Annotated in this window: 18 protein-coding genes; 12 read left to right on the top strand and 6 right to left on the bottom strand. The window is 69.2% G+C overall.

Features of this window, described 5'->3' with window-relative positions:
• The first annotated feature begins 80 nt into the window (after window positions 1-80).
• The 5 genes from ACF062_RS11815 (at window position 81) to ACF062_RS11795 (ending at window position 6,760) form a co-directional block, all read left to right on the top strand.
• Entirely contained in the window at window positions 81-527 is a 447-nt protein-coding gene (locus ACF062_RS11815) for an Lrp/AsnC family transcriptional regulator (protein WP_392137572.1), read from the top strand.
• Window positions 528-810: 283 nt separating this feature from the next.
• Entirely contained in the window at window positions 811-2,463 is a 1,653-nt protein-coding gene (locus ACF062_RS11810; protein WP_392137571.1) for an ABC-F family ATP-binding cassette domain-containing protein, read from the top strand.
• A gap of 10 nt (window positions 2,464-2,473) precedes the next feature.
• A complete protein-coding gene (locus ACF062_RS11805) occupies window positions 2,474-4,807 on the top strand; it encodes an ATP-binding cassette domain-containing protein (RefSeq protein WP_392137570.1) in 2,334 nt (777 codons plus the stop codon).
• Window positions 4,808-4,843: 36 nt separating this feature from the next.
• Window positions 4,844-5,632 carry a dimethylargininase gene (ddaH, locus tag ACF062_RS11800; protein WP_392137569.1) on the top strand — a complete coding sequence of 263 codons (789 nt, stop codon included), beginning with the start codon at window positions 4,844-4,846 and terminating at the stop codon, window positions 5,630-5,632.
• Between the two features lie 156 nt (window positions 5,633-5,788).
• Window positions 5,789-6,760, top strand: coding sequence for an acyl-ACP desaturase (locus tag ACF062_RS11795; protein ID WP_223778066.1), 972 nt, complete (start codon window positions 5,789-5,791; stop codon window positions 6,758-6,760).
• 371 nt (window positions 6,761-7,131) lie between these two features.
• On the opposite strand, the gene ACF062_RS11790 is transcribed toward ACF062_RS11795, so the two are convergent.
• Window positions 7,132-7,380, bottom strand: coding sequence for a WhiB family transcriptional regulator (locus ACF062_RS11790; RefSeq protein ID WP_127909663.1), 249 nt, complete (start codon window positions 7,378-7,380; stop codon window positions 7,132-7,134).
• 205 nt (window positions 7,381-7,585) lie between these two features.
• Window positions 7,586-8,383, bottom strand: a complete 798-nt coding sequence (locus tag ACF062_RS11785) for a VOC family protein (protein ID WP_392137568.1) — start codon at window positions 8,381-8,383, stop codon at window positions 7,586-7,588.
• Window positions 8,384-8,617: 234 nt separating this feature from the next.
• Here ACF062_RS11785 and ACF062_RS11780 point away from each other — a divergent pair, with 234 nt between their 5' ends.
• Window positions 8,618-9,856 carry a glycoside hydrolase family 64 protein gene (locus ACF062_RS11780; RefSeq protein ID WP_392137567.1) on the top strand — a complete coding sequence of 413 codons (1,239 nt, stop codon included), beginning with the start codon at window positions 8,618-8,620 and terminating at the stop codon, window positions 9,854-9,856.
• Window positions 9,857-9,886: 30 nt separating this feature from the next.
• Here the strand turns inward: ACF062_RS11780 and ACF062_RS11775 are convergent, their stop codons facing one another.
• On the bottom strand, window positions 9,887-10,918 hold the full coding sequence (locus tag ACF062_RS11775; protein WP_392137566.1) for a LacI family DNA-binding transcriptional regulator: 1,032 nt from the start codon (window positions 10,916-10,918) through the stop codon (window positions 9,887-9,889).
• Between the two features lie 100 nt (window positions 10,919-11,018).
• On the opposite strand from ACF062_RS11775, the gene ACF062_RS11770 reads away from it, so the two are divergent.
• Together ACF062_RS11770 and ACF062_RS11765 are read left to right on the top strand one after the other, a co-directional pair.
• On the top strand, window positions 11,019-11,456 hold the full coding sequence (locus ACF062_RS11770) for an NUDIX hydrolase (protein WP_392137565.1): 438 nt from the start codon (window positions 11,019-11,021) through the stop codon (window positions 11,454-11,456).
• Between the two features lie 188 nt (window positions 11,457-11,644).
• On the top strand, window positions 11,645-12,430 hold the full coding sequence (locus tag ACF062_RS11765; protein ID WP_392137564.1) for a VOC family protein: 786 nt from the start codon (window positions 11,645-11,647) through the stop codon (window positions 12,428-12,430).
• A 151-nt stretch (window positions 12,431-12,581) separates the two neighbouring features.
• Here ACF062_RS11765 and ACF062_RS11760 read toward each other — a convergent pair whose 3' ends face one another.
• Window positions 12,582-13,040 (bottom strand): nuclear transport factor 2 family protein, encoded by a 459-nt coding sequence (locus ACF062_RS11760; protein ID WP_392137563.1) that lies wholly within the window; start codon window positions 13,038-13,040, stop codon window positions 12,582-12,584.
• A gap of 93 nt (window positions 13,041-13,133) precedes the next feature.
• Here ACF062_RS11760 and ACF062_RS11755 point away from each other — a divergent pair, with 93 nt between their 5' ends.
• Together ACF062_RS11755 and ACF062_RS11750 are read left to right on the top strand one after the other, a co-directional pair.
• A complete protein-coding gene (locus ACF062_RS11755) occupies window positions 13,134-13,739 on the top strand; it encodes a TetR/AcrR family transcriptional regulator (protein WP_392137562.1) in 606 nt (201 codons plus the stop codon).
• Window positions 13,740-13,811: 72 nt separating this feature from the next.
• Window positions 13,812-14,333: a hypothetical protein gene (locus ACF062_RS11750; RefSeq protein ID WP_392137561.1), complete on the top strand. Its 522-nt coding sequence runs from the start codon at window positions 13,812-13,814 to the stop codon at window positions 14,331-14,333.
• A 39-nt stretch (window positions 14,334-14,372) separates the two neighbouring features.
• Here ACF062_RS11750 and ACF062_RS11745 read toward each other — a convergent pair whose 3' ends face one another.
• Both ACF062_RS11745 and ACF062_RS11740 read right to left on the bottom strand, forming a co-directional pair.
• Complete coding sequence (locus tag ACF062_RS11745; RefSeq protein WP_392137560.1) at window positions 14,373-15,254, bottom strand: IS5 family transposase; 882 nt, start codon at window positions 15,252-15,254, stop codon at window positions 14,373-14,375.
• Window positions 15,255-15,307: 53 nt separating this feature from the next.
• Complete coding sequence (locus ACF062_RS11740) at window positions 15,308-16,342, bottom strand: multicopper oxidase domain-containing protein (RefSeq protein ID WP_392137559.1); 1,035 nt, start codon at window positions 16,340-16,342, stop codon at window positions 15,308-15,310.
• Window positions 16,343-16,540: 198 nt separating this feature from the next.
• Between ACF062_RS11740 and ACF062_RS11735 the strand changes: the two genes are divergently transcribed.
• Together ACF062_RS11735 and ACF062_RS11730 are read left to right on the top strand one after the other, a co-directional pair.
• Entirely contained in the window at window positions 16,541-19,066 is a 2,526-nt protein-coding gene (locus tag ACF062_RS11735; protein ID WP_392137558.1) for a ThuA domain-containing protein, read from the top strand.
• Window positions 19,063-21,297 (top strand): OmpL47-type beta-barrel domain-containing protein, encoded by a 2,235-nt coding sequence (locus tag ACF062_RS11730; RefSeq protein ID WP_392137557.1) that lies wholly within the window; start codon window positions 19,063-19,065, stop codon window positions 21,295-21,297. Before ACF062_RS11735 ends, ACF062_RS11730 begins: the two co-directional genes overlap by 4 nt.
• The last annotated feature ends 38 nt before the right edge of the window (window positions 21,298-21,335 follow it).

The following is a 21,335-nucleotide window of genomic DNA, read 5'->3' as shown; positions in this document are numbered from 1 at the left end:
ATGGCTGTCGTGGACTATGCCAGAACGCTATATGGTTCCGCCATGGGGATAGTGAACGACATGGGGGAACGGTGAACGACATGGACGACGTCGACCGGAAGCTGATCGCGGCGCTCCAGCGGGACGCGACCACCGCGTACGCCGCGCTCGGCAAGGAGGTCGGTCTCTCGGCGGGCGCCGCCCACGAACGGGTGCGCAAGCTCCGCGAGCGGGGCGTGATCCGGCGCACCACCATCGAGGTGGACCCGGCGGCGCTCGGCCGGCACGTCCTGGCCTTCGTGATGGTCGAATCGGCCGCCTGGATGGGGGACTCGGCCGACGCCTTCGCCGCGATCCCGGAGATCCAGGAGGCCCACGTCATCGCGGGCAGCGCCTCGGTCCTGGTGAAGGTGCGCGCCGCGACGACGGAGCAGCTCCAGGACGTGCTGCGCAGGCTGTACGCGATCGAGGGCGTGAGCGGGACCCAGGCGACGGTGGCCCTGGAGACCTTCTTCGAGCGGCCGGTCCCGCCTCTGCATGGCCCCTAGCCCGTAGCCCGTAGCCCATAAAAGCGTTGACAGGGCCCAGCGGCCCTTCTTACCGTGTACTCGGTTCTGTTGCCGTCGATAGGAGAAGGACGTTGCTCGTCTGAGGTCATGAGACACCGCGTCACGCAGCTTTCGCTGCCGTGTACGTCGCGTGCGACCTCGGCATACGAGCCGTCCCGTCCCCCGGCACAGGCCTTTTCCCTTCCATGGCCTCAGCACCGCCGCGGTGTCTCGAACGCGTTGCCCCTGACCGCGCTCCACACCACGCAACCGCGAGGCCTGTATGTCTACTTCCCCCACCTCCCCCACCTCCGTCACCTGCACGTCGCTCACCTTCGCCTGGCCGGACGGCACCGGCGTCTTCGACGGGCTCCAGGTGGCCTTCGGACCCGGCAGGACCGGCCTCATCGGCATCAACGGCTCGGGGAAATCAACCCTGTTGAAGCTGATCGCCGGTGAACTGACGCCCACCGACGGCGCGGTCAAGGTCGCCGGCGAAGTCGGTTACCTGCCGCAGAACGTCACCCTCGACACCGCACTGCGCGTCGACGAGGTCCTCGGCATCGCCGCGACGCGCGCCGCCCTGCACGCCATCGAGGCGGGCGACGCGCGCGAGGAGCACTTCACCGTCGTCGGCGACGACTGGGACGTCGAGGAGCGCGCCCTCGCGACCCTCGACCAGCTCGGGCTCGGCCATATCGGTCTCGACCGCACCACGGGCGAGGTCTCGGGCGGCGAGTCGGTGCTGCTGCGCCTGGCCGCGCTGCTCCTGCGCCGGCCGGACGTCCTGCTGCTCGACGAACCGACCAACAACCTTGACCTGTACGCCCGTCGGCGCCTGTACGCGGCCGTCGAGGCGTGGCACAAAGTCCTCGTCGTGGTCAGTCACGACCGCGAACTCCTCGACCTGGTTGACCAGATCGCCGATCTGCGCGAGGGCGAGGTCAGCTGGTACGGCGGCAACTTCAGCGCATACGAGGAGGCCCTCGCCGCCGAGCAGGAGGCGGCGGAGCGCATGGTGCGCGTCGCCGAGTCCGACCTGCGCAAGCAGAAGCGCGAACTGGCGGACGCGCACGTCAAGTTGGCCCGCCGCAAGCGGTACGGCCAGAAGATGTGGGACCAGAAGCGCGAGCCGAAGGTCGTGATGGGCGCGCGTAAACGGGCCGCCCAGGAGTCCGCGGGCAAGCACCGCATCATGCACGAGGAGAAGCTCGCCGAGGCCAAGGAGCGCCTCGACGACGCCGTGGAGGCGGTACGGGACGACGACGTGATCCGCGTCGACCTGCCGAACACCCTGGTGCACCCCGGCCGCACCGTCCTCACCCTCGGCGGTCTGGAACTGTGCTACGGGGCCCGCGTCCAGGGCTGTTTCGAGCTGCGCGGCCCCGAGCGGATCGCGCTGATCGGGCGCAACGGCGCGGGCAAGACGACGCTGCTGCGCACGATCGCCGGGGAGCTGCAACCGGTCTCCGGCGAGGCACTGGCGCACGTACCGCTGCGCTTCCTGCCCCAGCGGCTCGATGTGCTCGACGACGACCGTACCGTCGTCGAGAACGTGGCGGCGTACGCTCCCGACGCGAGCAACAACCGCGTCCGGGCCCGCCTGGCACGCTTCCTGTTCAAGGGGGTCAAGGCCGATCAGCGGGCGGCGACCCTGTCGGGCGGCGAGCGGTTCCGGGCGGCGCTCGCGGCGCTGCTCCTCGCCGAGCCGGCGCCGCAGCTGCTCATGCTCGACGAGCCGACGAACAACCTCGACATGGCGAGCGTGAAGCAGCTCTCGACGGCTCTGGAGTCGTACCAGGGCGCGCTGATCGTGGCCAGTCACGACCTGCCGTTCCTGGAGTCCATCGGCATCACGCGATGGCTGCTCCTGGACGGCGAGCTGAAGGAGATCACCCAGGAAAAGAAGACAGAGGCTGTCGGGTATTCCGGCTAGCTTCGCGCGTATGCACCCAGACACCCGACATGACACACACCAGCACATCACCATCGCCGGAGCCCGCGAGAACAACCTCAGGGAGGTGGACCTGCGCATCCCGAAAGGCCGCCTCACGGTCTTCACCGGGGTGTCGGGCTCCGGCAAGTCGTCGGTCGTCTTCGACACGATCGCGGTCGAGTCACAGCGCCAGCTGAACGAGACCTTCACCTGGTTCGTGCGCAACCGGCTGCCGAAGTACGAGCGGCCGCACGCGGACACCATCGAGGATCTCTCGCCCGCGATCGTCGTCGACCAGAAGCCGATCGGCGGCCACTCGCGCTCCACCGTGGGCACGATGACGGACATCTACTCCGTGATCAGGGTGCTCTTCTCCCGGCACGGCACACCCAGGGCGGGCCCGGCGACGGCGTACTCCTTCAACGACCCGTCGGGCATGTGTCCCGAGTGCGACGGCCTCGGCCTCAGCGTGCGGCCCGACTACGACCGCATCCTCGACCCCACCAGGTCCCTGGCGGACGGCGCGATCCTCTTCCCGCCGTTCGCCGCGGGGACCTGGCACGGCCAGACCTACACCAACACGCCCGACCTGGACCCGCACAAGCCGGTCGGGCAGTTCACCGACGCCGAGCGGGAGTTCCTGCTGCGGGGCGGCCGCGACGGCCGCGGGAAGCCGCGCGCCAGGAAGGTGCCCGTCCACAACACCGGAGGCTCCCGCGACACCGACTACGAGGGCCTCGCGGACCGCTTCGAGCGGCTCTACCTCAACCGCGACCTCTCCTCCCTCTCCCAGAAGACCCGCGACGTCGCGCAGGCCTTTCTCCACGAGGGCCCGTGCCCGGCGTGCCGCGGCGCCCGCCTCAACCCGGCGGCGCTCGCCACCCGGATCAACGGTCTGGGGATCGCCGATTGCACGCGGATGGAAGTCACCGACCTCATCGAGGAGTTGGGGCGCGTCGACGATCCCGTGGCGGGTCCGATCGCCGCGGCGGCCGTCGCCGCCCTGGAGCGGATCGAGGCGATCGGCCTCGGCTATCTCAGTCTGGACCGCGAGACGTCCACGCTCTCCGGCGGCGAGGGACAGCGGCTGAAGATGGTGCGCCATCTCGGCTCCAGCCTCACCGGCATGACGTACATCTTCGACGAACCGAGCGTCGGTCTGCACCCGCGTGACGTGGGGCGCCTGGGTGACCTGCTGCTGCGGCTGCGCGACAAGGGCAACACCGTCCTGGTCGTCGAGCACGACCCGGACGTGATCGCGATCGCCGACCATGTCGTCGACATGGGCCCGGCGGCCGGCACCGGCGGCGGCCTGGTCGTCTTCGAGGGCACCCCGGCCGAGCTACGGCGGGCAGACACGCTCACCGGCCGCCACCTGCGCCGCGTCCGGGGCGTCAAGGAGAACCCGCGCCGGGCGACCGGCGGGCACTGGATCAAGGACGCCGGTCTGCACAACCTCAAGAACGTCAGCGTGCGGGTGCCGGCCGGGGTGCTCACGGCGGTCACCGGCGTCGCGGGATCGGGCAAGAGCACGCTGGTGTCGAAGGCGTTCACCGAGGCGCACCCGGACACCGTGGTCGTCGACCAGTCGTCCATCGGCATCTCGGGCCGCTCGACCCCGGCGACGTACCTCGGGATCATGGACACCGTACGCAAGCTCTTCGCGCGGGAGACGGGCGCCGAGGCGAGCCTGTTCAGCTTCAACTCGCGTGGTGCGTGCGAGCGTTGCCAGGGGCGCGGGATCATCTACAGCGACCTGGCGTTCATGGACCCGGTGACCACGACGTGCGAGGCGTGCGAGGGGCGGCGCTTCAAGGACGAGGTGCTGCGCCTGACCGTCGACGGCCGGTCCGTCGTCGACTTCCTGGCCATGACGGCAGAGGACGCCCTCGACTTCACCGCACGCTTCGACGACACGGCGCTTCGCCGCCGGCTGGGCTCCCTGCGGGACGTGGGGCTCACCTACCTCACGCTCGGCCAGCCGCTGAGCACCCTGTCCGGCGGGGAGCGCCAGCGCATCAAGCTGGCCACGCAGCTGCACCGCACCGGCACGACGTACATCCTCGACGAGCCGACCACCGGCCTGCACCTGGCGGACGTGGACGGGCTGCTCGCGCTCCTCGACCGGCTCGTCGACGCCGGGAACACGGTACTCGTCGTCGAGCACAACCTCGATGTCGTCAAGCACGCGGACTGGGTCATCGACCTCGGCCCCGGCGGCGGCAAGCACGGCGGGCGGATCGTCTTCGAGGGAACGCCCGCCCAACTCCTGGAGGCCGAGGGGTCGTTCACCGCCGACCATCTCCGAGGCGCTCTGGGCCAGAGGCGGGCGGACGCTGCATGATGTGCGGCACTGCCCCGCCCGCGTGAGGAGAGTGCCGTGCCCAGCAAGAAGGCCCTGGTCCGCCGCCCCAGCCCGCGCCTCGCCGAAGGCCTGGTCACCCACCTGGAACGCACCCCGGTCGACGTGGAACTCGCGCTACGGCAGTGGGAGGCGTACGTGGCGGCGCTGGACGCCCACGGCTGGGAGACGCTGGAGGTGGAGCCGGCGGACGACTGCCCGGACTCGGTGTTCGTCGAGGACGCGGTGGTCGTCTTCCGGAACGTGGCACTGATCACCCGCCCGGGGGCCGAGCCCCGGCGGGACGAGACGCCGGGCGTGGAGGAGGCCGTGGCGAGGCTCGGCTGTTCGGTGAACTGGATCTGGGAGCCCGGCACGCTGGAGGGCGGTGACGTCCTCAAGGTCGGCGACACGGTCTACGTGGGGCGGGGCGGCCGGACCAACGCCGAGGGAGTGCGGCAGCTGCGGGCCGCCTTCGAACCGCTCGGCGCGCGCGTGGTCACTGTGCCCCTCGCCACACCCTTCAGCGAGATCCTGCACCTGAAGTCCGCGGTGACGGCGCTGCCCGACGGGACGGTCATCGGGTACGAGCCGCTGGTCGGGAGCCCCTCCCTCTTTCCGCGCTTCCTGCCCGTGCCGGAGGAGCCGGGCGCGCACGTGGTCCTCCTCGGCGGGGGAAAACTGCTGATGGCGGCGAGTGCGCCGAAGAGCGCGGAGCTGCTCGCCGATCTTGGTTTCGACCCGGTTCCGGTGGACATCAGCGAATTCGAGAAACTCGAAGGCTGTGTGACGTGCCTCTCAGTCCGACTCCGCGATCTGTACGCCTGACCAGTATTGAGGCCCTTGTTGCGGGGGAGACGGGCGGGGGCCGGTTTCACTGCCTCTTTACGGAGGGCTTAACCTACGGCAACGTAACCTACGACACCGTAGGTAGTGCACCGCTCGCACTGCTCGTAAGTACTCCCGTCCCGCTATGGAGCCCACGTGACGATCACCTCTCCCCACCTCGGCAGCACGGACAGCTGGACCGATGCCCGGCTGCTCTACGCGCTGGAGGAAGTGGTCGAGCAGGAACTCAATCGCCACCTCAAGGTGGCCAAGGACTGGATGCCCCACGAGTACGTCCCGTTCTCCGACGCCCGGAACTTCCCCGGTTTCTTCGAGGACGGCGAGGCGTGGGAGAAGGGCCAGTCCCCCGTCACCGACATCGGGCGCATCGCCCTGGTCGTGAACCTGCTGACCGAGGACAACCTCCCCAGCTACCACCACGAGATCGCCTCCCTCTTCGGCCGCGACGGCGCCTGGGGCACCTGGGTGCACCGCTGGACCGCCGAGGAGGGCCGCCACGGCATCGTGATGCGCGACTACCTCCTCGCCTCGCGCGCCGTCGACCCGGACGAGCTGGAACGCTTCCGGATGGTCCACATGAGCGAGGGCTTCGAGTCGGACAACCGCCACTCGATGCTGCACTCGGTGGCGTACGTGGCCTTCCAGGAGCTGGCGACCCGCATCTCGCACCGCAACACCGGACATCAGTCCGGCGACCCGGTCTGCGACCGCATGCTGGCGCGCATCGCCACGGACGAGAACCTCCACATGGTCTTCTACCGCAACCTGCTCAAGGCCGCCTTCGAGCTCGCGCCGGACCTGACGATGCAGGCCGTGCGGGACGTGGTGGTCAACTTCCGCATGCCGGGCCACGGCATGCCGGGCTTCGAGCGGGCCGCCGCGCAGATGGCCATCGGCGAGGTCTACAACCTGCGTATCCACCACGACGACGTGCTCCAGCCCGTGCTGCGCTTCCTGAAGGTCCTGGAGATCGACGGGCTCGGCCCCGAGGGGCTCCAGGCCCAGGAGGAGCTGGGCTTCTACATGGGCGGTCTCGACTCCGAGGCGTCGAAGTTCGACGAGAGGCTGGCAGCGCGCAAGGCCCGGATGGCGGCACGCAAGGCCTGATCCGCCCGCGAGGGACCGCGCCGCGCGACCCGGGGGCCATCCAGCCCGGGTCGTGCGGCGGGCCCGCATCGATGTACGGGGCAGAGCAAAGGCGCCGATTCCGTCCGGCGGGCGCGAGACCTACCGCTCAACACGGGCGGGCCGCCGGTTCAGGGCGGTCGGCGAGCCTCAGACACGCACCGTCACACGCGAGGCGCCCACCACGCGAGTGACGGCGCCGCCGCCCGCAGGGCACCGTCGAACCCCAGGGCACCGGCGCCGCGCCTCGCCGAGCCCGAGGCCCCCGGCATGCCCAAGGCCCACCATCAAGCCCAGGCCCACGCCCACGCAAGGACGTATCAAGCGCGAGTCACGTGCGAGATACGCGCGAGTCACCCGCGAGGCACACGTCTGAGGGCGTAGCGCTCCTTCTCGGAGAGGCCGCCCCAGACGCCGAACCTCTCGTCGTTGGCGAGTGCGTACTCCAGGCAGGCCGGGCGCATCGCGCACATCCGGCAGATGTCCTTCGCCTCGCGCACCGAGCTCCCGGGCTCGGGGAAGAAGAAGTCCGCTCCGGTCTGCGCGCACAGCGCCTGCTCCTGCCAGGCGAGTTCGGGCTGGGCCGTCATGTCGATCTGCATGCCGTCGATACTGCCCCGGCGCGCGAAACAGACGATCAACGAACGATCAACGACCGCCCGGCCCGCGTTTCGCTCCCGGCCCGGGCGAAGGGCCCGATCACGATCGCACACCGCCGGGCCGTCCGGCGTCCCGATAAGCGCTGCCCTTCGGACACCGCCGCGAAACCCTCACCCCGGAGCCACCGGACAATCCATCCCCCGGCGGCTACGACTCCATCTGCTCGCCGGGAGGGGCCGGCTGAAGCACCGCGAACCGCGCGCCCGCCGGGTCCGCCAGCTTCGCGAAGCGGCCCACGCCCGCCATCTCCACCGTCGCCATCCGCACCGAGCCGCCCGTCCGCCCGGCCTTGGCGACCGTGTCGTCGCAGTCCGCCACCTGGAAGTACGGCAGCCAGTACGCCCCCTCTTCCGAGGGGTCGCTGTCGAGCGGCACGATGCCGCCGAACATGTCGTCCGGGGTGCCGTCGGCGGGATGCACCATCGTGTACGTCCCTCCGGGGAAGGCCATCTCGGTGGTCTGCCAGCCGAACACGGAGCCGTAGAACGAGGTGGCCGCGGAGACGTCCGGGGTGTACAGCTCGCTCCAGACCAGGCCACCCGGTTCGTTCAGGACATCGAGGCCCGCCAGCCGGCCCTGCTGCCACACCGAGAACGGCACACCGGCCACGTCGGCGAGGCCCGCCATGCGGCCGAGGTCGAGGACGTCCGCGGCTTCGAAGAGCGACCTGCCGCCGGCCTGCTCGACCGACTTGACCGTGGCGTCCGCGTCCACCGTGCGGAAGTAGAGCGTCCAGGCGGGCGGCGCCACGTCCGCGGCCATCGCCATCGCTCCCGCCGCGGTCCTGCCGGAGAGCTGGAACTCGCTGTAGCCCCCCACCTCGGGGCCGCCCTGCTGGAGCTCCCAGCCGAACAACTCACGATAGAAATCGCTGACGGTGCCGAGGTCGGGGGCGCACATGTCCGCCCAGACCGGAGCTCCCACAGCGAAACGGGTACTAAGCATGATCGACTCCTTTGTCGCATCTCTGCCGGTGTCGTGCCTGTCTGATCTCTGCCGGTGTCGTGCCTGTCTGTCCACCGCCTCTTCGAGTCTGGCATCCACCACTGACAGTCCGCCTGTCGTCACTTCGTGAACGAGCAAGATTTTTGAGAGCGCTCTCAGTCACAACTCTTGACGCCTCAATCACCCGCCGCGACAGTGGTGCACCACCCCCCACAACCGTGCAGGAGACCTTCCGTGATATCGCGTCGAATGTTCCTGACCACCACCGCCGGCGCCGCGGGCGCCCTCACTTACCCCCTCTGGGGCAGCGCTCTCAGCCCCAGCGCCCGGGCCGGCGGCAAGCCCGCGCCCGCCACCTGCGAACTCGCCCTGAAGAACAAGTCGCTCCCGGGCCGGGTACACGCCTACGTCACCGGCCACGAACAGGGCACCGGCCGCTGGGTACTGCTCAAGCCCGACGGCGGCGTCTACCGCCCCGACTCGCCGTCGGCACCGCAGACCCCGCTGCCCGTCGACTGCGCCATCCCCCTCGGCGCGGCGGGCTCGGCACCGAAGGTGTTGACGCTCCCTCAGATGTACGGCGCGCGGGTCTACTTCGTGCGCGACGCCAAGCTGGACTTCTTCCTCAACCCGGGCCCCTCACTCGTCGAGCCCGCCTTCGCGACCCGGGCGGACCCCAACTACGGCCGCACGTGGTCGTTCTGCGAGTTCACCTTCAACCCCCAGCAGCTCTACGCCAACATCAGCTACGTCGACCTCGTCACCGCGCTGCCCATCGGCCTGACCCTGGAGGGCGACGGCACCCACACCGTCGCCCCGCTGCCCGACGGCGCCGTGGGCAGGATCGCCTCTGATCTCGTCGCGCAGGCGGCGAAGGACGGGCAGCCGTGGGACGACCTGGTCATCAGGGCCGACGACGGAGGCGTGCTGCGCGTCATCTCGCCGCAGAACCTCATGGCGCCCTACTTCGACCGGCCGGACCAGATGCCCTTCCGCGACGTCTGGAACCGCTACATCGACCAGGTGTGGGACAAGTACCGCTCCACCGATCTCAGGATCGACCTCCAGGGCGGCCGGGGCGTGTTCACCGGGCGCGTCAGCGGTGACGTACTCACGTTCAACGGCGGGCACTCCTTCACCAAGCCGACGTCGAAGGACATCTTCACCTGCAACCACGGTCCCTTCGCCAACAACCCGGGCGACCCGGACGACAAGAAGGGCCTCCTCGCGCGGCTCGCCGCCGGGTTCAACCGCAGCATCATGCTCACGCATCCCCAGCAGCCGGGCGGCGCCACCGCCGCCGACTACTACCGGGGCGAGGTGACCAACCACTGGTCACGTGTCGTACACGCCAACTCCCCCATCGGGTACGCGTTCCCGTACGACGACGTACGTCCCGACGGGCAGCCGGACGTGTCGGGGGCGGCGCACGACGGCAACCCGCGGCGGTTCACGGTGAGCGTGGGGTCCTGACCGCGCGCCCATTCGGACGCCTCATCGGCCTTACGCCGAGGCCCGGCGCACCAGGGCCGTGGGCAGCACCACGTTCGCCGGTTCGCAGGCGACGTCCTCGCCGCCCCTGTCCCGCAGGAGCATCCGGGCCATCAACCGGCCCATTTCTTCAATGTCCTGACGGACCGTCGTCAATGGCGGATCGGCCTGCTCGGCCACCGGCAGCATGTCGTCGAAGCCGACCACCGCCACGTCGTCCGGCACCCTCCTGCCCCGCTCCCGGAGCACCCGGAGGGCGCCGGACGCCGACAGGTCGTTGGCCGCGAAGACGGCGTCCAACTCAGGCGCGCGGTCGAGGAGTTCCCGCATCGCCCGCTCCCCTCCCGCGGGTGTGAAGTCCCCCTCGGCGATCAGGCGCGGATCCACGTCGCCCAGTACGTCCCGGTAGCCGTCGAGCCGGTCGACCGCGGAGGTCTGGTCGAGGGGACCGGTGATGTGCGCGACGCGGCCGCGGCCGAGCCCCACGAGGTGGCGCACCGCCTCGCGCGCGCCGCCGCGGTTGTCGCAGTCGACGTACGGCGCCGCCTGCTCGTCCGCGGCGGCGTCCGGCCAGCCGGGGCGGCCGCCGAACACGGTCGGCACCGCGGCACGCCGGATGATGCCGGGCAGCGGGTCGTCGAGGTGCAGGGAGAAGACGAGGGCGCCGTCGACGTGACCGCCGGCGAGGTAGCGACCGACCCGCTCATGGTCGTCCCGCCCCTCGGTGAGCAGCAGGACCAGCTGCACGTCCCGGGCAGCCAACTCCTTGCTGATGCCGCGGAGTTGCAGTGCGAAGAACGGGTCGGCGAAGACCCGCGTCTCGGGCTCGGCGATCACCACGGCGACCGCGTCGTGGCGCCGGGTGACCAGGCTGCGGGCGGCGCGGTTGGGGACGTAACCGAGTTCGTCGACCGCGTGACGCACCCTCTCGGCGAGCGTCTCGCGCACCCCGGGGTCGCCGTTGACGACGCGGGAGACGGTGGCTCTGGAGACCCCGGCGCGGGCGGCCACGGCCTCCAGGGTCGGGCGCGGTTCCTCGGTCACCTTCGGTCACTCCTCCCTGACGGTGTCAGGGGGCATCCTCCCGTATCGGCGCGGCGGCCGCCTCGGCGAGGGGTGCGGGCGCCGGGCCTACCGTGAGGGCATGTCAGACGATGAGTACCGCGTGGCCGTGGAGGACGACATCGAGAGCCCTGTCCCCGCCGACGGCGGCCGCTGGGCAGTCGACGCCGTCATCCTCAAACGGGACGGCGCCGCCTTCGCCCAGCGACGCGGCCCCGGCCGGCGGCTCTTCCCCGACTGCTGGGACATCGTCGGAGGCCATGTCGAGCCCGGCGAGTCCCCGCTGGACACGCTCGCCCGCGAGGTCGCCGAGGAAACCGGCCGGCACCTGCGGTCTGGACCGGCGACGACGGGACCGGAACGCGGCACGAGGCCGGCCACCTCGTCGAGGTCGACGGCGACCTGGACCATCCCACGCCGGAATGGCCCAAGCACACCGCTTACGACTGGTTCGGCCCCGGAGACCTTCCCCGTCTCAAGGAGAACCGGGCACCCGGCGAGCACCTCGTCCACGACCTGATCGCGAAGGCCCTGCGAGCCCGCCCTGCCGGTAAGCCCGCCCTGACCAGTGCTAGGGACTGTCTGATGGGTCAAGCCGGATGCCAGTCTCCACCCCAACCCATCACCACACGCCAGGATCGTCGGCCTCCTCCGGGGCCTTCTGCTACCGGCTTCCGCTGCAAGGCACACTGCCGGTGGCATGATGGCATGATCGCCGCCCACGGAACCCTCCAGGAGCGTGAAATGCAGCCCGAGTCACCGGAGTTCGACCACCTTCTGCACTGCGTCCCTGATGTCGAGTCGGCCACCGAGGCGTACACGGCGGCCGGCCTTCCGGCACACGCCAACCAGCCGTATCTGGGCTTCCGGAACGGCGCCTGGCGGCTCGACGCCCGCTATGTCGAGATCCTCACCGTGGTGGACCGCGCCGAGTTCACCAACTCACCCTTCGGCCAGGCCATGACTGCATGGATGCCGCACGTCGACGCGCTGCTCGCCGCAGGCGGAGGCGCACTCAATTTCGCCACGCATGTGACGGACGTGAACGCCACCACGGAGCGGCTACGCCGCGCCGGACACAAGGTGGACCTGCATGTCTTCGCCCGTGAAGGCTCACCGGTGTCATTCACCGAGGCCGTGCTGCAGGAGGCCCCCACATGGGCCCCGTTCTTCATCACGTACACCCCGGACCGACAGGTCATACTCGACCGGTACAGCTCGGGGCGGGTCGCGCGCGGGCCGCACGACCTGGCCGGCTTCGTCATCGAAACACCCGACCCGGCAGCATCCGCCACGTGGTTGGGCGAGCTCCTCGGCATCCCGGTCGACCAGGCGAGGAACGTGGTGCCGTTGCCTGGCGGGGAGGTGCACTTCACGCCCGGCCCAGCCGACGCGATCACCACGCTTCTACTGACCGAGGGCGCTCCGCCCTCGACATCCGTCGCGGGCTTGGGTCTCCGCCCCCTGGGCTCTGTTCCCCCGGACAAGCCCTAGTCATCATCGTCATCGCCCAGGTCCTCTTCGTTGCGGTCTGCAGCAGCAGCGGCCCGCTCATCGAACCCCGACACCGCAGTGGAACTCTCAGTGTCTGTTTGAGAACTGAGGCTGACGGCGGGGACGCGGTGCTTGTCGGGCCGGTTGACGTTCACTCCTCCGTGACAGGCTCGCAAGGACCGACAACCCCCTCACCCACGGCCCCGCTCTTTGGTTCGTCGGGGGCGACGGCTCGGGTGAGCTGCTCAGCTCGTCGCAACAGGCCGTCGGGGGTGAACTCCGCGAACATGTGGACCCGTGTGGAAATCGGTCCGCCCTTGCGCATCCGGGCGTGAATCGTGAAGCGGGTCGCGATCCGGTCTCCGTCCGCGAACGCCTCGTGCACCTCGAAACGGAACTCGCGCAGGTTCTTGCGCACCGGGCGGAGGTGAGCGACGAGACGCTCCCAGTCGAGTGGCACGCCGTCGGCGACTTGAACGACGTCACGGGTGTAGTACCTGGACATCAGGCCTGAGGCGTCTTCCGAGCCATGGATGACGGCGTCGGTGAAGGTCGTGAAGAAGTCGGCGATGAACTGCTCGGGAGGCTTCGCGTGGAGGGGATTCACCATGCTCCTGCCGTACGTGCGGGGCCACCCGCGCAACGATCTCTTACGCATCCGTAAGATATAGCGAGCCATCTATCTCTGACAAGGTTGTAAGAGTTGACTGCTTTCGAGACCCCCGGCGACTCCCCGCGAGTTCAGCCCCGCCGTCGCGCCGACGCCGAGCGCAGTCGGGCCGCAGTGCTGGGCGCCGCGGTCCGGCTGCTGGCCGAGCGGCCCGACGCCGGTATGGCCGCCATCGCCGCCGCGGCCGACGTCACCCGCCAGACCGTATACGCCCACTTCGGCACTCGTGAGGCGCTGCTTGACGCTGTCGCCGACCGGATCACGGACCAGGCCATGGCCGCGATGGACGAGGCGGAAGAGAAGAATGGTTCGGCCCTGGACTCGCTCCTAGGACTGCAGGACATCGGCTGGCGGCTGTTCGAACGCAACCCCGTGCTCCTCCAGCTCGGAAGCACCCGCGCCAGCGCCGACGCCGATCTGGCCCGGCATGAGCCCGTCGCAGCCCGACTCACCCGGCTGATCGAGAAGGGTCAGGCGTCAGGCGAGTTCGACCCCGCACCGCCAGCCACCTGGCTGGTAGCCGCGGTCACCGCTCTCGGCCACGCAGCAGGCGACGAAGTCAGGGCAGACCGCATGTCAGTGGAAGAAGCCGCAACATGGCTACGGACCGCCACGCTCGCCCTCCTGAGGTCAGGCTGAGCAACTCCGCACCTTAGAGCCTGTCCGACGGGGCTGCAGAGTGACCTTGGCCGGCTCCTAAGCTGTGGCGCTATGGAGAACCAGCTCACCCATGAGGCCAGTGCCTTCATCAATTTCCGGAACTACAAGTTCCAGGATCCAAGGTCGCACGGCTACAGGTGGGTTGACATCAAGCATCTGCGGATCCCGGCTGAGCCCGGCGACGCCCAGGAACTGCTCGCGGCGCTCATCGGGCATAAACAGTTCCGGGACGACTACGCAGGTGGTGGAGTCCTGCCGGAGGGATCCAGGCACGGCCCGTATTGGCTGAGCCTGGTCACCCCCGACGTCTACGAAGCCGTCAGCTGGGAGAAGAGCGCGCACATCCTGTGGGGGTGGGCGAACAAGTTCGAGGACATGCCTGCCAGGCTGGAGGCGGATCTGCAGCAGGAGGTGTTCGACCGCTTGGCTGCGGCCGAGCACATCTCCTACCTGAGCGGGCTCGGGGATGAGGCCATTCATGACTGGGGGCGTGTGCACGAGGACTTCCACGAGTTCGTGCTCATCGACCGCTCAGCTGGACGGATCACTCTCCTCGTCGCGGCCGACGACTGAGTCGGTGGGCATGGCTGCTGTGGAAGGGCATTCGAGGAATCAGGGGAGGAGCCACAGGCGAAGCGCGGCCAGAGTCGCCGTGCCGTGGAATACGTAGGCTCTTTTGTCGTACCGAGTCGCCACGGCCCTGGATCCTTTGAGCGCGTTGATGCACCGCTCGACCTCGTTTCTGCGGGCATACCGAGACCGGTCGAAAGCGATGGGGCGACCGCCTCGGCTCCCACGTCGTCGGCGGTTGGCTCGCTGGTCTCGACGCTCGGGGATCGTGTGCTGGATCTGCCGTCGTCGCAGGTACTGGCGGTTTCGACGCGAGCTGTATGCCTTGTCCCCGCAGACGTGGTCCGGTCTCGTACGTGGGCGGCCACCGGCTGGACGCGGAACGCGGATGCGGTCCAAGACCGTGATCAACTGCGGAGCGTCACCCCACTGTCCTGGGGTTATCAGAACTGACAGTGGACGTCGGCTTCCGTCACTGGTCAGGTGAATCTTCGTCGTCAGGCCACCCCGCGAGCGGCCGACCGCCTCGTCAGAGCGATGCTCTGCGGGGCGGCGGCGTCGCCCCGGCACGCGGGCCGGCCGGCGACGAGCCCCCGCCGCATGCTGGTGAGCTCGGCACACCGTGGAATCTACGCTCACCACACTCCAGTCGATCCGGCCCGCAGCGTCAGCAGTGGCGAGGATGGCATGCAAGATCTTCTCCCACGTGCCATCGGCCGACCACCTGCGATGCCGGTCATAGACCGTCTGCCACTTCCCGAAATAAGGCGGCAGGTCCCGCCAAGGCAAGCCGGTCCGCAGCCGGAAGAGAATTCCATTGATCACGCGCCGATGGCAGTGCCAACGCCCACCTCGCCCGACGTTCGTCGGCAGATGCGGTTCCAGCTGAGCCCACTCGGCATCGGAAAGATCACCACGCCCCACATCAAACGGAACGATTCACCCCTCGGCGAGTCACTCGACCCGTCGGACACGGCCTAGTGGTGAGCGTGTCCCCCGGCGGCATCCCGCGACGGCGCTCCGGACTTCGACGACCCCCCGGACTTCGCCGCGCCCCCGCCCCGATGGTGCGGCTCATAGTCCGGAATCGTCCCGTCCGCCTTCTTCACCAGGAACAGCCCCGCCATCCCCATGTCCGAGTGGCTCTGCACATGGCAGTGGTACATCCAGGCCCCTGCGCCCACCCCCTCCCCCGCGACGACCTGGAAGCCGAAGGAGTCGCCGGGGCCCGTGATCTTGTCGTCCAGGATCTGGCTGGGGTCGTCGGGGCCGGTCAGCATGCCCGTGCGGTTGTCCGCCCAGCGGTGACCGTGCACGTGGAACGTGTGGTAGTACTCGCCGTGGGTGATCGAGACGAACTCGACCCGTTCGCCCACCGTGGCCTCGAAGTTGGGGCTGTCGTGGCCGGATCTGTTGTTGATCGTCATGTCGTTGAAGACGATCGTGAAGGTCTTGTCGGGCAGCAGATCGCCCTTGCGGCGCACGATCAGCGGACCGTAGAGCCCCTTCCGTACGCCACCGGTGCCATGATCCGTGCCGACCACGTGGTCGTGGTAGTGCCAGTACCCGGCGGTGCCGGGCCGCCAGGTGCCGTCCTTGCGGCGGCCCGGGGCATGGGTGCGCCAGGTGTAGGTGCGTCTGCCGCCCGGTTCGACTTCGCTCCTGGTGTGCTTGGTGCCGTCGCTGGAGATCTCGTAGTCCATGCCGTGGACGTGCAGACTGGCGGCCACGTCCATGGTGTTCTCGAACTCGATGTGCAGGGTGTCGCCCTCGTTCAGCTCGATGAGCGGGCCCGGGATGCTCGCCTTGCCCTTCTCCAGGCCGTAGCCCATCTGCCCGTCGGGGAGCTTCTCCGCGTACATCTTGATGCGCTTGACCTCACCACCCGCGGGCGCCGTCCGCGGGGCCTCGGCCGTGCTCGCGTCGGGCGCGCTCACGACCGACAACGATGTCACCCCCGCCACCGCCGCGCCGCCCGCGAGCACCCTCCGGTTGAAGCTCCGTCTGTCCATGCCGAACTCCCCACTGCGGTACGGAGACTGACGGGGCGCAGGAGGCCCCCGGACGGCCACACGGTATCGGCCGAGTCTTTGTTTATCCACACGCAGGACAAAGTTCGTGCTATCGCGGTGATACCTATTGGCGAGTTGCGAAAAGAGGTCTAGCTTCGTCGGCGCTGTTGCTGTGACCGACGAGGGGTGGGTGTACTCATGCGGCGCACACCGCATCAAGAGCCCTTGACCGTACGAGGGTTGAGCAGAACACGACGCAGACCGAACCGCTCACGCCGGGCCTGGGCGGCCGCGCTGCTGTCGGGAGCCCTGGTCACCGGGGCACTCTCGGCACAGGCCGCCTCCGCGAGGCCGTACCCGGGACCGCCGCTGACAACGATGTCCCTGCCGTCACCACCCGGCGGCGCCAACGTCAAGGTCCTCGTCTTCCACGGCTCGGCGGCGGGCGGCGACGAGTCCCCCGTGGTCAACGCCGGCATCGAGGCGATCGAGGAGATCGGCCAATCGGGTCCGCCCGCCCAGCGGTTCAAGACCGTGGCGACGGACGATCCGGCCGTCTTCACGAACGAGCGCAGACTCGGCACCTTCAACGCCGTGGCCTTCCTGACCGGTGGCGGCGACATCCTCGACCCCGAGCAGGAGGCGGGCCTGGAGGCCTATATGGAGGCCGGTGGCGGCTTCCTCGGCGTCCATGACGCGGCCCGCGCCGAGCCGTACTCGACCTGGTTCACCGGCCTGATCGGCGCCCGGCCCGCCGACGCGAGCCCGGCGGACGTCCAGCGGGCGACCGTCGAGGTCGGCGACCGCGAGCATCCGGCGACCAAGGGCCTGCCCCTCCAGTGGAAGCGGCCCGACCGGTGGCTGAACTGGACGAAGAACCCCTCGGGCGACGTACACACGGTCGCCCGCGTACGGGAGTCGACGTACCGGCCCGGCACCGGCAAGAACGGCTGGGACCACCCGGTGTCGTGGTGCCGCGACTACGACGGCGGACGCTCTTTCTACACCGGCATGGGCGGCACCGCGTCCTCGTACGACGAGGCGGACTTCCGCGGCCATCTGCGCGGCGCCCTGCTGTGGACGACCCGCATCGCGCGCGCCGACTGCAAGGCGACGATCAACGCCAACTACCAGGCGGAGCGCCTCACCCAGGCCAATCAGCCGGGGCAGAACGACCAGATCGGCGAGCCGCACGGCCTGGTCACCGCCCCCGACGGGCGGGTCCTCTACATCGGGCGCGGCGGTGCCGACTCCTCCCAGCCGGTGATCACCGACTGGAACAACCCGGACATCGGCAAGGGCAAGGGCGAGATCCATGTCTACGACCCGAGGACCAAGAAGGTGACGCTCGCGGGCGCCCTGTCGGTCTTCGGCAACAAGGGCGGCGGCGATGAGCTGATCAAGGTCGAGGAGGGCCTGCTCGGCATCGAGATCGATCCGAGGTTCGAGCAGAACGGGTGGGTGTACCTGCACTACACGCCCCACGCGCAGATCAACCGCGAGACGCACATGGCCGAGCGGTACGTCTCCCGCTTCACTCTCGACCGGGCCACGAACAAGCTGGACATGGGCAGCGAGAAGGTGTTGCTCAAGTGGCCGGTGCAGATCCACAGCTGCTGCCACTCGGGCGGCGGGATGGCCTGGGACTCCAAGGGCAACCTGTACATCGCGACCGGCGACAACAACTCCTCGCGGTTCACGGACGGTTACTCGGGCAACAACCCCGAGCCGAACTTCAAGGGTGTCTCCTTCGCCGACGCCCGCCGCACGGCCGGCAACACCAACAACCTCAACGGCAAGATCCTGCGCATCCACCCGGAGCCCGACGGGACGTACACGCTCCCCGAAGGGAACCTCTTCACCGGCAAGGAGCAGGACGAGGGCGGCGGCAAGACGCGCGGCGAGATCTATGTGATGGGTGTCAGGAACCCCGCGCGCATCTCCATCGACAAGAAGACCGACATCCTGTACGCGGGGTGGGTCGGCCCGGACGCGTCCGCGCCGTCGACGACGTGGGGCCCGGCGAAGTACGACACGTTCGCCGCGATCACGCATGCCTCCAACCGCGGCTGGCCCTACTGCATGGGCAACAACCAGCCCTATCGCGACCGGAACCTGCCGGACCCGTCGAAGCCGCTCGGCTGGTACGACTGCGAGAACCTCAAGAACGAGTCGCCGAACAACGACGGCCTGGTGAACATCCCGCCGGCCGAGCCCAACAACATCTGGTACTCGCCCCAGGGCGGCGGCATCGACTACCCGCGCGACGCGAACGGCGTGCCGAGCTACAAGACCGAGGAGCAGAAGCAGCTCCTGCCGTGGCTCAAGGGCGGCGGCCAGGCCACGATGAACGGCCCGGTCTACCGCTACGACGCGGCGGGCGCGAGCGCCGGCACGTGGCCTTCGTACTGGGACGGCAAGTGGTTCGTCGGCGACTTCTACGACGGCGACCAGCCGCGGCACGCGGTGCTCACCGACCCGAAGACGGTCGGCGACGGCGGTCTGCCGGTGCACGCCGAATCGCTGAAGAAGATCATCCCGATCGGCAACGACGGCATCAAGAACCTCATGGACTGGAAGTTCGCGCCGGACGGCTCCCTGTACGTCCTGGACTACGGCCGCGGCTTCTTCACCTCGGATTCCAAGTCCGCGCTGTGGCGCGTGACGTACAAGGGCGGCGGGCCGACCCCGGCCGCCGGCGATCTGGCGAGGAGGGCGGGATGAGGCGTTCCCCGATGGCTGGCTTCGCGGCACGGACCGTGCGGAAGCGAAGACTGTACACGGCGCTACTGGCCTCGCTCCTCATGGTGCTCGGCCTGACGTCGACGGCGGCCACGGCACGCGACGACAACAACGGTCTCGCGGCGGCACAGACCCTGACGTGGACGGCCGACAACGACATCGACAAGTACAAGTCGGCGCCCACCACGGCGGTGGCGGGACCGACGACGATCGTCTTCGAGAACAGTGAGGCGACCGGCAACACGACGGGCATGCCGCACACGCTGACGTTCGACGTCTCCGACCCGGAGTACAACAACGACGTTCCGCTGAACATCCTGGCCAACCCCAACGACGACCAGGGCGGCAAGCACACGGCCGAGGTCACGCTCACCCCCGGCCGCTACCGCTACTACTGCACGATCCCGGGCCACGGAGCGATGCAGGGCATCCTGGTGGTGACCGAGGGCGGCGGCGAGGACACCACCGCTCCCCAGACGTCGGTGAAGGTGGAGGGGCAGACCAACGCCGACGGCGCGTACGTCGGTTCGGCCTCGGTGGCGGTGAGCGCCACGGACGAGGGCTCGGGCGTCGAGAGGATCGAGTACGCGGTCGGGGCGGACGGCGCGTGGCAGCCGTACACCGCGCCCGTGGTCGTCGACCAGGTCGGCTCCCACAAGATCCGCTACCGGGCCTCGGACCGGGCGGGCAATGTGGCGGCGGAGAAGTCCGTCGACTTCAAGGTCGTCGCGCCGTCGACGGACGACAGGACGCCTCCGGAGACATCGGCCACGGTGTCCGGTGAGAAGAACGACCAGGGGCAGTACGTCGCGATGGCCACGGTCACGGTGACGGCGTCCGACACCGGTTCCGGCGTCAACACGATCGAGTACGCCATCGGTGACGGCGGCGCCTGGAAGGCGTACACCGGCCCGGTCATGGTCCACGAGACGGGCACCCACAAGGTCCGTTACCGCGCCGCCGACAAGGCGGGGAACCAGGCGGCCGAGAAGTCCGTCGAGTTCACCGTGGTCGCGCCTCCGGTCGAGGACAGGACGCCTCCGGAGACGTCGGCGAAGGTCGAGGGCGACAAGGACTCCGACGGCGCCTACATCGGCAGGGCCAAGGTGACGGTCACCGCGACCGACTCGGGCTCGGGGATCGCGAGGATCGAGTACTCCTTGGACGGCGGCCCGTACCTGGCGTACGAGGCGCCGGTCGTCGTCGACCGCGTGGGGCGGCACGCCGTGGCGTACCGGGCGAGCGACAAGGCGGGCAACACGGCCGAGGCCAGGACGGTCTCCTTCACGGTCTCCGAGGGCGGCGGCGTCCCGGCGCCCAACTGCCCGGAGTTCGACGAGCGGCTGACGGTGATCGTGGGCACGGTCGACACGGGCGTCCCCAACCGCGTCACGAACAACCGCTGCCGCATCAACGAACTGATCGAGGACGAGAAGGAGTGGACCTCGCACGCGCTCTTCCTGAAGCACGTCAAGGCCGTTACCGACAGGCTTCTTAAAGAAGGCGAGATCGACCAGCGCGAGTACAACAAGATCAACCGCGCCGCCAAGCAGTCGGGCATCGGCAAGCCGGGCCAGACGGACGGCTACCGCAAGATCTTCGACGGCACCAAGGAGTCCTTCGACAAGTGGGAGCAGGTGGGCGGCGGCAAGTTCGGGCTCAACGACGACGGCACGATCACCAGCAGCACCGCCGTCCAGGGCATGGGCATGCTGTGGTTCCCGCAGCGGAAGTACGGCGACTTCTCGCTGAAGCTCCAGTGGCGCGACGACGCCCCGGGCAACGGCAACACCAACTCCGGGGTCTTCGTACGCTTCCCGCAGGTCCACGACCACCCGGAGGAGTCGCGTCCGGAGTGGGTGGCCATCAAGTACGGGCATGAGGTGCAGGTGCTCGACCGGCCCGACGGCGACATGTACAAGACGGGGTCGATCTACGGCTTCGACCGGGTGGGTCTGGCCGGCGCCGGCGTCACCCCGAAGGGCACGTGGAACGACTACGAGATCCGCGTGGTGGACCAGCACTATTCGGTCTACCGCAACGGCGTCCTGCTCAACGAGTTCGACAACGTCGGCGGCCAGGACTTCACGCCGCCGCGCGGTGACGACCCGGGCACGGACGGGCGCCGTTACGCGTCCGGCTATCTCGGGCTCCAGGTCCACGGGGTGACGGACGTCGTGTCGTACCGGGACATCAGGATCAAGGAGCTGTAGGGCGTCGTGCCGCAAGGCGTCGCGCCCCGGCGCCCCCG

Source organism: Streptomyces sp. NPDC015345, from assembly GCF_043078805.1.
Lineage (GTDB): Bacteria > Actinomycetota > Actinomycetes > Streptomycetales > Streptomycetaceae > Streptomyces.
Note: the sequence above shows the minus strand (reverse complement) of the source record. Positions and strands in the feature narration are given on the sequence as shown.